Genomic DNA, 11,512 nt, shown 5'->3' on the forward strand with positions numbered 1-11,512 from the left:
AGCAGCAGGTGCAGGGGCAGCATTCTTCGCGGCAGCTTCGTCGGCCAGAGCTTCCTGGGCAAGGGTTATCTTGATTTCGCCCATCTGGGTCAGACCCATGGCACGGCCCAGCCCGGTTGGGTCAACCGCATACTCGGATGGCATGACGACAGTAACCAGCAAGCCCATGGCCACAGCTAAGGCGATTGCAGTGGAGCGCACGAGTTGACGGCCGCTCGGCAGTTCATTTGCCGAAGGAAGTGGGGAGTTGAACATTCTGAAGATCCTCAAGCAGTAACAAACAGGCCAGTCAGCTGATAACCCATCAGCAGGAAGCCGGCGCTCATCATGGCAACGTTGGCGGTATAGGCATGACGCCAAAATCCACCGGTTCTCCTCCAGAAGCCCATCACGATCAGAATGGCGCTCAGCGCGAGCAACTGACCGATCTCCACGCCGACGTTGAAGGCGAGAAGGTTCGGGATCAGGCCATCTGAGGAGATCTCATACTCCTGGATCTTCGTGGCCAAGCCGAAGCCATGCAGCAGGCCGAAGATCAGCGTCGCGGCCTTGGTGTTGGGCTGAATACCAAACCAGCGCTTGAACGCCCCCAGGTTATCCATGGCTTTGTAAACCACGGAGAAACCGATAATGGCGTCGATGATGTAGGAACTGATGCTGATCTCCGTCAGCACGCCGAACAGCAACGTCACCGAGTGACCGACAGCGAACAGCGTGACGTAGAGGCCAACGTCCTTGAGGCGGTAAAGGAAGAAGATGACGCCGAAGAGGAAAAGCAAATGGTCATACCCCGTCATCATGTGCTTTGCGCCCATATAGATGAACGGGATCAACATGACCCCAGAACTTTCCTGGATGAAGCCCTTGTCGCCTTCCGCTACGGCGTGTGCCAAGGCTTCTGGCATGCCGATGAGCAATGACGCGACGAACAGGAACAAGAGGAAGATGGAATGGCGAGCACGCGAAGCGAACACGCCTCCACCCGGTATCGAGTGTAGATGCATGGATCAATCCTTTTTGCAGTGATCGAGAGCCGCAGAGCGGCCAGGGTCAGGCGGCAAAAACAGGACGAGGGGGGCGTTCGATCCGGAAAATTGGCGGGTGAGGTACCGAGTCACCTGACCAAGCCACGGAAGTAGAAGGGCCAAAGATCGGTGCCAGATGGCGTGCGGAGGAGAGTTGCGGCGTCTCGTGTTGATGGTCGGGCGTCAGGGGAGAGTGGTAATGGTCGGTGCAGTGCCCGCAGCTGGCAGAGGCGTCGCTGTGGTCATGTCCGTGCTTCGATGCCACTGCATCTTGACCTGAGGCTTGAGTCGGTACCGACAACGAATAGGCGTGTCCTGTCCAGGCCAGCATAAAGGCCAGAGCCAGAGCTACGATCATGCTCGATGACAGGAAACGACGAGACATCAAGAAGCCTTTCTAGATGATTCAACAGAAAGCCGCACGTTTGACCTAACCCCCAGGGGGGGATAGCATCTCAAGCGTAATGTATCACCGACAGAGACTCAAGATATGTCCGATCACTCACATGATCATCCGCACGATGCCCCTCATGGTCACACTCATACACACCAAAGCCATGACGCGATTATCAAGCGTTTAAAGCGTGCTGATGGTCATTTGCGCAGTATCATCGCCATGATCGAGGAAGGACGTGAATGTGTAGACATTGCCCAGCAGCTTCATGCTGTTGAGAAGGCGGTGTGCCAGGCTAAACGCACGCTGATCCAGGATCATATCGACCACTGCCTTGAAGACTCGGTAACAGCCTTGAGCAAAGGGGATCGATCGGCGATTGACGAGTTCAAGCAGATCACCAAATACCTGTAGAACTCGCTCGCTCATGAGTAGTCCGGACGATGTTTGAATTCACCAGCTATTTGGGCCTGTTCCTGGCGGCTTTTGCGGCGGCAACGCTGTTTCCCATGCAGTCAGAAGCTGTGCTCGCCACGATGCTCGTATCGGAGCATTACGTTCCTCTCGTCCTTCTGGCGGTGGCCACCGCAGGCAATGTGCTTGGCTCGGTAGCCAATTGGGCATTGGGCATAGGGGTTGAGCACTTCAAGCACAAACGTTGGTTCCCGGTCAGTGAGGCGAAGCTGGAAAAGGCTCAGTCTTTCTATCAAAGGTATGGCTACTGGTCCTTGTTACTGAGCTGGGTTCCGATCATAGGGGACCCAATCACGTTGGTGGCCGGCGTGATGCGTGAACCGTTTTGGCGTTTTCTACTCCTGGTTAGCCTCGCCAAAGGCGGTCGATACCTACTCTTGACGCTCTTGGTGCTCGGGAGCATGCCATGAGCCACGCATCGGCGGAGCGGCATGCCGGTCAGGACCTCATCAAATGGATCGCTTTGGTCACGATGGTGCTTGATCACATGCGCCTGGCTTGGCCTGCAACCAGCGACTTATTTGTGCTGGGCCGTCTGTCGTTTCCCTTTTTTTGCGTGGCCTTGGCCATCAACGTTTCGCGCAATCAGCCAGGCGAGCTGTTTACCCGCAGCAATGGCCGATATCTCGCACTGTTGTTGCTGTTCGCTGTTCTCTCGGAAGTGCCTTACCGAATGGTTGGGACTTCGGGGACGTTTAACGTGCTGGTGACCTTGGCGCTTGGCCTGCTAGTAGCTTGGGGCGTTCAGCATCAGACGTTTGAAAGTCTGGTGCTAGCGGTTGGAGCTATCGCGGCAGCTTATTTGCTGAGTGAGCCGCTGATGTATGGCTTTTATGGAGTATTGGTACCGGCCGCCTTAGTCCTAGCCATCAGGCGGCCAGAGCTATTTGCGTTATTGCCGGTTGCGTTGTGTGTGGCGATCAATACGAGGACGGGGCTTTTTGAACGGGCGGCGCAGCTTGAGCCATTCGCCATCCTTTCGCTGCTCATCGCCGCTTTGGCGCCTCTGCTCGGTTTGGCCCTGTTCTGGGCCCGATTGCCGTTTAGGGTCTTACCCGTTACGCAGTGGAGCTACTGGTTCTATCCCGGCCACTTGGTGGCATTACTGGGCATTCGCAACCTGCTGTAGTCGTTGCGGCTGGCATCCTCAAGGTCAAGAACGCCAGCACTCACCGGGCCTGCTGACTGCCTTAGTGGCAGTGGCGCTCACCAGTTTTGTGATTGGTATGGCAACCCTTGGAGTCGGTACCACCGCTGTGGGCGAAGGCAGCAACTGAGGAGAACGACTCCGCAAGACGTGCTGGTGCAGTTCCTGACCTCGCTTGGGGGCATTGGAAATGCTGGACATCCGTTCGCGACCGATCGGAGCGCAGTGGAGAGCAGCCGCTTGGTTGGACTCGTTGGGGTAGCGAATGTCGAGATGGATCTGGACACCATGCGCCTGCAGATTCTGGCGTTGTCCAGGTTTTGGATCTACTCGCTTGGGACTATCCAGCCGCGCAGGGTTGAGGGCGACGGGACGTAGACCGAGAACCATCCTTAGCTTGGGGAGAAAGCGCGCTAGGCCGCGCCGTTGCAGGCTGCGACAGTTTTAATTCTCAGACACTTGGGCCAGAATCAGTGTTTCAGGAGCTAGCGACAGTTTTTCCCTTTCTCAACGTGACGCTGGAGCCCGCGAATTTCGGGCCCGGTTGCGACAGTTTTAATTCTCAAAATCCACTAGTACCTGTTCTATGCCCTCCCACCTTGGCCGAACAGAGCATCAACCTGGTGCTGTCGATGGTGGCGTTGAGCATTCTGCTGCATGGGTTGAGTGTCCAGCCGCTCCTTGCCAGATACGAAGCGTGGAAGGAGAGGGTCTCCTGATGGCTATTCAACAGAAAAAGTGCGAGGGCAGCAATTGCCCTGGCACTGAATCACCGCCAGTTAGCGGTTCTCTCTACCGCCACCGCCGCCGTGGCTGTTTTGCCCGCCTTTACGGCCTGCCTCGGAGGCACGCTCACGGTCGTTGGCAAAATTGCCTCCTGAGCTCTGCCCGCCTTTGTGACCTGCCTCCGACGCTTTCTCGCGATCATTGGCAAAATTGCCAGGATTGGTCTGAGCAGTACCACCTTGATGGCCACGATTGGTTGGGTTGTTAGCCATGATCTTTCACCTCATGTCGTCACACAAGTAAGTCTGTGTTCAACTCGGACGTCGCGGCGCGGGGTGTTTGCTCCTTGGGTTTTGGCCAAGGCCGACGGGTTGCGCGAAAGAACCGGTGCAGGCGTGTGTGGCGTCCTTAAGCTTTGTTCGCGAACGTTTGGGAAGGATCAAGCTTGCATCCAGTCTGCAGACGCCGAACCTTCAGCCACGCCGGCGTGGTCAAGCGACCCTCTGGACGCTTCTACGCCGCTGACACCGCTCTACTGAACCTCTTGAATGTTCGTGACTCAACCTTTCATCAGCGTGTGAGGCTTCCTGATGCGAACGTTCGAGAAAAACCTTTGTGCTACCCAATTGCTGAAGCTCAACTGTTTGGCAGCGTGGTACCGCGTGCTGGAAAGTAGGGCTTTACGAATGGACTCGCCGGACGACTATCACGACGAATTGCTTCGCCAGGCGATGAGATGGATCGTCGGGGGATTATCTCCTGGCAGGAATGGCGCGATCTTCGTCTGGAGGCCGACGCTGCTTACCTGAGAGCGGTAGCAGGGGAGGATTATCGTCCGGTAAATCCCACGAATTCGACAGCACGGTTGGGATCGAACGTGCTCTCGCATGAGACCACGCTCATTTCTCGGTACGCAGACCGTCTCTTGTATCCCTGCGTCGTGAATGCGTGATTGAAAAACCCACAAGGATTCCCAGCGCCGCTGCGCCGATCAGCAGCGGCGTATTGTCTTTCGGCTTTCTCCAACCTCCGTCGATACCCCTCCTGCCACTTGGAGGCAAAGCGGCCTGGGCCCAGCTGATCGTCGCGCTGCCGCTGGTTGGCCTGGGTGTCTGGGGCGTTGCTGGCCCACGCGGTATCAAGCGGCCGGATGTAGCCATGCAAACACGTAGCTCGCCGGTGAACTTGGCATGAGCGCTGGCCATGAAGGCGGCCATTTCCTCATGGCGGGCCTGGATGAATTCGATCTTGCCGTTGGCCCGGCTCAGCGCGCCGAACACGCCATTGATGCCGTCGCCGGGGTAACCGAAGATGCGCCGTACGCCCCATTGATTACAACGGTCCCACCAGAAAGTCGCCTACCGTGCCGGTCATTGCCTGCTCCCGTTCTGTTATCGATGGGTGTCTGGACTTGGCACGTGGCGGGAAATTTTCAACGGTACGTGCACCCGTCTGCCGGCTGGAACCTGGCAACAGCCGACGGGTTCGAAGGTGTACCGATAACCCCATCAGGATATGCATCATGACGCTCATGAATACGGAAGATGCAAGCGTGCAGGCCTTGTATTTCGAAGACGACGGCGCGACGCCAAACAGCCGTTTTCCCGTGCTGTTCTACCGGTTGAAGCTCGATCCGATGGGGGACACTGCCAGCGAATTCGAAGCGATGTTTGCCGCTCATCAATGGACCCCGCTCTGGCGCTTCGGGATTTTCGATTATCACCACTTTCACCCGAACGCTCATGAAGCACTCGGGATTGCCTGTGGGCGGGCCCGATTGACGCTTGGCGGAGAATACGGGCAGAGCGTGAGCGTGGAGCGGGGTGATGTGCTGGTGCTGCCAGCAGGCACGGGCCATCGCTGTACCGAGTGCAGCGATAGCTTCCTGGTGGTCGGCGCCTATCCCCATGGGCAGGAAGACTACGACATTCAGCGGCCCGACAGAGCAGCACACCCGCGCAATCTAGCGCGCATCGCCCAGGTGCCATGCCCTGAACAAGACCCCGTCTTCGGTATTCGGGGCATGTTGATGACGCAATGGAGTTGAGTGTGGGGCTAGTGAGCCTTACGCTGCGGCGACCTTCTCCGATCACCCCTGTTTTCGCAGGACTTCGACCAACTGGGCCTTGCTCATGCTCGAGCGCCCCTTGATGCCTTTGCTGCGCGCCTCCTTCATAAGGCTTTCCTTGCTTTGCGATTCCAGCGACGCGCGCGAAGAGCGTGAATGCCCCTGGCGAGACTCAGCGGCGCGCTTGGCTGAATCCATGCATGCGGTCTTCTTCTCGCGCGACGGAGGTCCTGCTCCCCGAGTTTCCCGGCTTTTCACCGCCACCGAATTGTTTGTTCACGGTGGCCCAGGCGCGCGCTTCGGCTTCGTCCTTGCCCACGCCCTTGTCCTCATAAAATTGCTCGATGTGCATGGCTCGGCGTTTCAGTTTCGCCATTGATCAAGCAACTCACTCAGGAGTGAATGCCATGCCACGCGGTGACAAAATATACGGACAAGCAGAAACGCAAGAACGGGAGATCCACCGCCATTTGGCCATCCACCTAGCTGCCCGATCCTGCACCTGATCCACTACCGGTTGAGCCACTCGCCGGATCTGCACCGCTACTATCCCCCCGTTGACGCCGGAGCCCGAGTCAGCATCGGTACCGTACCTCCCGAGTTGTCCGTTCCATTGTCATGGGTACCGCCATTACCCGTGCCCATGCCAACGGCTAATGTTCCTGAGCCTGTCGCACCGCCTTGGCCGTTCATGTGCCCATTGCTGTGCGGTTGCGTTCCCGGGGCGCGCTGATCGTTCAGGTCTGTGGCGGCCAGGGCAAGTGGCGCCGCGCAACCCACGCACATTGCGAGCAGCAACGCGTACGTTTTTTCTGCTTTCATGTGAAACTCTCTGGTCGTTCACCTTGTGTTCGGCCTGCTGTTTACCGAAGGGTGCCCGCAGAGCGACGGAAGCTTCTGATGCAGAAAGGCCGGGTCAGGGTAAGGCCGATCGCGATCGACGGATTGGGAGGATCAAGAGCGCTTACCTCCCGAAGCGGGTGAACAGACGCCCCATTCTGATGAAAGGCTTTCAACTGAAAAGGCCCGACTTCGACGAGCTCGTACGCCACTTGTCTAGCTGCAGGCACTCCTGAGCCTCGCCCGCTTCCCAAGTTTAGGTGCAGATACCATCTGCCTCCGAACGGATAAAGGACATGGTCATTGAAGAAAAACGCTCCCGGTAAGGTATCGCAGCAGGGCAGAATTTTTGAACAGGCATGGGAGTTCAACCTCAAAATTAAAACGCCTGAGGGAATGATCATGGATCTGTATGGGCTATCTAATCTAGAAATTCTCCAGCTGATAGAGCGCGCGTTTCTACCAGATGTCTGCAGGTGCACGTTAGCTGGAGACCTCCTGAGCTTGAGCCTTACGAGCTATCGCGACCCCAAAAAAAGTGTTGTGCTGCAGGCGGTTGATTCACAGGTCCTTAATTCCGCCCGTGAAATTGCCGGTTTGATTGCAGATGCACGGATTCAACTCGCAGGACTGACGGCAGTAGACGTGGTGCACGTAGCTGTTTCTGTAGAAGTGGGGCCACGGCGCGACCCGTAGGCCGCCCTGGCGATAGAGTACGTTGCGGTTCGGCGGTGCTCACGGCTGAGCCTCAGTGGAATAACATATGAATTTACGAAATGCGTAATCCTTCGATAGTTTCTATCAGTACCTCATACTGCACAGGCTTGGTCAGGTGCTGATCAAATCCGGATAGAGTAGAGGATACCTTGTCACCATAGCCCGAAAGAGCGATGGCAGGCGTCTTCTGCAAATGGTTGATCTTGCGCAGTTCACCAACCAGTTGATGTCCATCCATACCCGGCATGCCAATGTCCGAGATAATGACATCGTAGTGGGTAACTTTGGCGTGCTCGACCACTTGCAAGGGATCATGAAATGCCGTCACCACAGCTTCTTCCATCTCAAGTAACTGTTGCATGACGTCCAATATTTCGGTCGAGTCGTCGACGAGCAAAATCTTGATGCCATGCAACCGCGCAGCTTGCACCGGATCCTGGGAAGGCCCATTGACCGATGACTGAGCACAAAGCGGCAAAGTGACGGTGAAGGTACAGCCAAGGCCGATACCTGCCGAAGAGGCCGCAACGCTTCCACCATGGGCTTCAACCAGCTGACGAACCAAAGACAAGCCAATGCCAAGGCCTTCCCGCTTGTGCGTGGAATGCTGATGCGTGGCTTGACTGAACAGGTTGAATACACGATCCAGATCCTGTTTCGTCAGCCCGACCCCGTTATCGACAAATTGCAGTTTCACCGTGTCGTTCACTTGCTTGACAATAATTTGGATGACGGGATGCGCTGCGCTGAATTTCAGGGCATTGTTGAGTAAATTCCAAATCACTTGTTCAAGGCGCGTGACATCGCCGTTCACCCAGTAGTCACCCCTGGCCTCAGGCTCGATCTCGAGCGTGAGGCGGCCTTCAGGACATTCGCTGGAGGCGACGGCAAAGATTTCTTCCAGGATGGCCGTGATTTCAATCGGCTGCTTTTTGAGTTTCAGTTTGCCTGTGCGAATACGGGCGACGTCCAGCAAGTCGTCAATGATTCGCGCTTGGCTGGCAACCGCATCACTGATGGTATCCACGGCCTTGCTGGCGCGCTCCGCTGCCCGAACTGCGGGTACGCGTCGCAAGATTTCAGCATTGAGCTGTATCAAGTTTAACGGGTGCTTCAGCTCATGAGACATCACGGCGAAAAACTCGTCTTTCATGTGACTGCTGGTCTGGGTTTCTTTAAGGATACGGCTTTGCTGCTCTTGCATGCGCTTGTGCCCAGTGAGGTCGCGGGCGATTTTTACATAACCGGTGAGTGAGTCACTTGTCAAAGTGGCGACTTCGCCACTGCAGTAGAAGCGTTCCCCCCCTTTACGCACATGCCAACGCTCGTCTAAGCAGCGGCCCTCCAGGTGGGCCTTGCGCAGCTCCTCTGCCGGTACGCCGCTGGCGCGGTCTTCGGCGGAGAAGATCAGCTCGAAGTATTTGCCGATAACTTCCTCTTTGACATAACCAAAAATCATCTCTGCGCCCGTGTTCCAGTCGCTGATCATGCCGTGTTCGTCCATGACAATGATGGCGAAATCGTGAGTACTTTCCGCTACCAAGCGCATGCGTTCCTGCCCCAGTCGCAGGCTTTCTTCAGCGGCGCGGCGCTTGGTAATGTCGATGAACGTCAGGACCGTCCCATTGATCAGGTTTTCGTTTGACCGGTACGGCAGCAAGCGGGCGATATACCAGCGCTGGTTGTTGCTGGGGACTTCGCGTTCGATGATATTCAACGTTTCAAATACAGCCGCCGCATCGTCGGTCAGCTGCGGATAATCCAGCCGGTGGGTAATGTCTAGCAAGGAGCGGCCCGTGTCGCTGGTCAACATGTTGAAAATATCGGTAGTACGGGGCGTGAACCAACGAATGCGCATACTTTTATCGACAAAGATGGTCGCGATGTCGGTGGACGCTATCAAATTGCTAAGGTAGTCGTTGACTTTGTCGGTTTCTTCGACTTTGGTCTTCAGCTCGTAGTTGACGGTCAAGAGTTCTTCATTGATCGACTGCAGCTCTTCCTTGCTGGTTTCCAATTCCTCCGTGGCTGAGCGCAGCTCTTCGTTGATGGCTTGGGCTTCCTCGTTCGAGGCTTTGAGCTCCTCACTCGAGACTTCCGACTGTTCAATGGTCTCCTGAAGTTGAAGTTTGGTTTGATGCAGTTCCTTTTCCAGCACGGTCAAGGCAGGGTCGCCCGCGCTCGACGATGCCTCTTGCCGCTCAGGCGAAGACGGCGGGCTAACCTGAAAGACGACCAGGAACACGTCATGATCGGTGGCTTCGTCGCGGTATGGCTCAATGAGCACGCGTACACGTTCGTCGCTGAGTGTCGCCACGCGCGAGCTCGCCCGCTTACCGCTTTGCTGGGCCTGGTAAAGCGTGGTGCGCAACTCCAGACGCAGTGCAGGGTCGATCAAATTGACCAGATTACGGTTAACTTCACCGGCGACATACCGCAGAAAACGCCCCACCCCGTTGTCCAGGTGCAGAATATCCAAATTGCCGTCGACCACCAGGCTGGGCGGCTGGATGCTTTCCAGTGCACGCCGATGGATATCGGCGAAGGAGATTTTCCCGGCACGTTTGGGCACTACGGGTACAGACTCATCGGTGCCGCTGCGCACATAGCCTGCGCGTGGAATCGTAGGCGAACGCCGTTCCGTACTGCTGAGCTTCGCGCGATAAATACGATTGCGCTTATCAATGGCGACAAACAGTTCAGGACACACATCGGCGGACTCGGATGAGCCCAGAAACAGGTAGCCACCGGTGCGAAGCGCGAAATGGAACATTTGCAGAATTTCACGTTGAACTTCGCGGTCGAGGTAAATCATCAAGTTGCGGCAGACAATCAAGTCGATTTGCGAGAACGGCGGATCCGCCAGGATGTTGTGCTTGGCAAACAATACGACATCGCGCACTTCCTTGTTGATCCGGTAGTGCGATCCTTCCTTGACGAAGTAGTGGCGTAAACGGGTAGGTGGGACGTCGGTCAAAATGGCTTCGGAGAACTGCCCGGCGCGGCCTTTGGCAATGGCGCGCTCATCCACATCGGTGGCGAACAGCTGAATTTTGCGCTCGCTGTTTTCCAGCGACTGATGCTCCATTGCCAAGATCGCGAGGCTATAGGCTTCTTCACCGCTCGAACAACCTGCCGACCAGATGCGAATCTCTTCTCGCTGGGAAGGGTTCTGAGGCTTTCGTGCGAAAATTTCGCCGAGAACGCTTCGTTCCAACGCTTCAAACGCTTCACGATCGCGGAAGAAATTGGTGACGCCAATCAACATGTCACCTAATAGCGCCTTGGCTTCTTCGGCATGGGTTTCAATGTAGGTGAGGTAGGCGGCCAGGTCAGCTTGGGTCGTCACCTGCAGGCGACGCTCGAGTCGCCTCAGCACTGTCGCGCGCTTGTAGTGTTTGAAATCATGCCCGGTACGGTTACGCAGCACAGCGAGTATTTGCCCCAGCAGGTATTCATCGTCATATTCGGGGGAAACCGCGACGGCGTCGCAAGGCTGGAAGGCATTGGAGGCGGGGAGTCGAATCGTTTGAGCGTTGCGCCACAGATCGAGCAGTTTTTGCGGCATCTCGGCAACTGGCAATATGACATCCACCAACTGCGTTTCGATTGCAGCCCGTGGCATGCCATCAAATTCCGCATCCTCCGGGTTCTGCACTAGCGTCACGCCGCCTTGCTCTTTGATTCGCGACAAACCCACCGCGCCGTCCGAACCGGTTCCCGATAGCACCAGGCAAAATGCGCGGTGCTTGTGAACGTCTGCCAGGTCTCGAAAGAACAAATCGATGGCAACATGAGTCCCCTGAGGCCGGGTTGCAACATTGGCCTGCAGGTAGCCATCGTTCATCGCCAATTGCCTGGCGGGCGACAACACGTACACGTGATTAGGCTTGATCTCGCAGCGCCCGGTCACCTGTTGAACGGGCATTTTGGTGCTCGAAGCGAGAATTCTGTCAATGACGCTTTCGTGATCGGGCGAGAGATGTAGCACCACCACGAATGCCATACCGTTATCGGCTGGCATGTTCTCGAGAAATTTTTGGAGCGCCTGGATGCCCCCCGCCGACGCACCGATGCCAACCACCGGAAATGGCAGCTCGCTTGGCACTACGTCTTTGCGC

General features: G+C 56.4%; 9 protein-coding genes and 4 pseudogenes. 6 read left to right on the top strand and 7 right to left on the bottom strand.

Features of this window, described 5'->3' with window-relative positions:
* A pseudogene (locus HP546_RS18055) lies at nt 1–255 on the bottom strand (hypothetical protein); the annotation flags it as partial.
* A gap of 11 nt (nt 256–266) precedes the next feature.
* Nucleotides 267–1,004 (bottom strand): HupE/UreJ family protein, encoded by a 738-nt coding sequence (locus HP546_RS18060; RefSeq protein WP_172228008.1) that lies wholly within the window; start codon nt 1,002–1,004, stop codon nt 267–269.
* A 511-nt stretch (nt 1,005–1,515) separates the two neighbouring features.
* Between HP546_RS18060 and HP546_RS18065 the strand changes: the two genes are divergently transcribed.
* The 3 genes from HP546_RS18065 to HP546_RS18075 are packed head-to-tail and all read left to right on the top strand — an operon-like array spanning nt 1,516 to nt 3,022.
* Nucleotides 1,516–1,833 (top strand): metal-sensing transcriptional repressor, encoded by a 318-nt coding sequence (locus HP546_RS18065; RefSeq protein ID WP_172228017.1) that lies wholly within the window; start codon nt 1,516–1,518, stop codon nt 1,831–1,833.
* 29 nt (nt 1,834–1,862) lie between these two features.
* Nucleotides 1,863–2,303: a YqaA family protein gene (locus HP546_RS18070; RefSeq protein ID WP_172228019.1), complete on the top strand. Its 441-nt coding sequence runs from the start codon at nt 1,863–1,865 to the stop codon at nt 2,301–2,303.
* Entirely contained in the window at nt 2,300–3,022 is a 723-nt protein-coding gene (locus HP546_RS18075; protein WP_172228021.1) for a TraX family protein, read from the top strand. Before HP546_RS18070 ends, HP546_RS18075 begins: the two co-directional genes overlap by 4 nt.
* Nucleotides 3,023–3,083: 61 nt before the next feature.
* Here the strand turns inward: HP546_RS18075 and HP546_RS31875 are convergent, their stop codons facing one another.
* Together HP546_RS31875 and HP546_RS18085 are read right to left on the bottom strand one after the other, a co-directional pair.
* Complete coding sequence (locus HP546_RS31875) at nt 3,084–3,266, bottom strand: YHYH domain-containing protein (protein WP_372242446.1); 183 nt, start codon at nt 3,264–3,266, stop codon at nt 3,084–3,086.
* 553 nt (nt 3,267–3,819) lie between these two features.
* Nucleotides 3,820–4,038: a general stress protein gene (locus HP546_RS18085; RefSeq protein WP_172228023.1), complete on the bottom strand. Its 219-nt coding sequence runs from the start codon at nt 4,036–4,038 to the stop codon at nt 3,820–3,822.
* A 318-nt stretch (nt 4,039–4,356) separates the two neighbouring features.
* Here HP546_RS18085 and HP546_RS31455 point away from each other — a divergent pair.
* Nucleotides 4,357–4,628, top strand: a pseudogene (locus tag HP546_RS31455) (hypothetical protein); the annotation flags it as partial.
* A 283-nt stretch (nt 4,629–4,911) separates the two neighbouring features.
* On the opposite strand, the pseudogene HP546_RS31460 reads toward HP546_RS31455, so the two are convergent.
* Nucleotides 4,912–5,299: pseudogene (locus HP546_RS31460) on the bottom strand (thiamine pyrophosphate-binding protein); the annotation flags it as partial.
* Between HP546_RS31460 and HP546_RS18095 the strand changes: the two are divergent.
* The gene (locus tag HP546_RS18095) at nt 5,289–5,813 is read left to right on the top strand and encodes a cupin (RefSeq protein WP_172228025.1); all 525 of its coding nucleotides are present in this window, start codon (nt 5,289–5,291) and stop codon (nt 5,811–5,813) included. The pseudogene HP546_RS31460 and the gene HP546_RS18095 sit on opposite strands and share 11 nt — an antisense overlap.
* A 42-nt stretch (nt 5,814–5,855) precedes the next feature.
* Here HP546_RS18095 and HP546_RS18100 read toward each other — a convergent pair.
* Nucleotides 5,856–6,210, bottom strand: a pseudogene (locus tag HP546_RS18100) (termination factor Rho).
* Between the two features lie 767 nt (nt 6,211–6,977).
* On the opposite strand from HP546_RS18100, the gene HP546_RS18105 reads away from it, so the two are divergent.
* On the top strand, nt 6,978–7,370 hold the full coding sequence (locus tag HP546_RS18105; protein WP_172228027.1) for a DUF1652 domain-containing protein: 393 nt from the start codon (nt 6,978–6,980) through the stop codon (nt 7,368–7,370).
* Between the two features lie 73 nt (nt 7,371–7,443).
* Here HP546_RS18105 and HP546_RS18110 read toward each other — a convergent pair.
* Nucleotides 7,444–11,512, bottom strand: a 4,069-nt coding sequence (locus tag HP546_RS18110) for a CheR family methyltransferase (protein ID WP_172228029.1), incomplete at its 5' end; no start/stop codon positions are given.

The sequence above is a fragment of the Pseudomonas sp. CM25 genome (assembly GCF_013179705.1).
Lineage (GTDB): Bacteria > Pseudomonadota > Gammaproteobacteria > Pseudomonadales > Pseudomonadaceae > Aquipseudomonas.

Bases quoted from the DNA above. Each gene is read 5' to 3' on its own strand.
- HP546_RS18060 (WP_172228008.1), bottom strand. From the start codon at position 1,004: ATGCATCTACACTCGATACCGGGTGGAGGCGTGTTCGCTTCGCGTGCT.
- HP546_RS18065 (WP_172228017.1), top strand. From the start codon at position 1,516: ATGTCCGATCACTCACATGATCATCCGCACGATGCCCCTCATGGTCAC.
- HP546_RS18070 (WP_172228019.1), top strand. From the start codon at position 1,863: ATGTTTGAATTCACCAGCTATTTGGGCCTGTTCCTGGCGGCTTTTGCG.
- HP546_RS18075 (WP_172228021.1), top strand. From the start codon at position 2,300: ATGAGCCACGCATCGGCGGAGCGGCATGCCGGTCAGGACCTCATCAAA.
- HP546_RS18085 (WP_172228023.1), bottom strand. From the start codon at position 4,038: ATGGCTAACAACCCAACCAATCGTGGCCATCAAGGTGGTACTGCTCAG.
- HP546_RS18095 (WP_172228025.1), top strand. From the start codon at position 5,289: ATGACGCTCATGAATACGGAAGATGCAAGCGTGCAGGCCTTGTATTTC.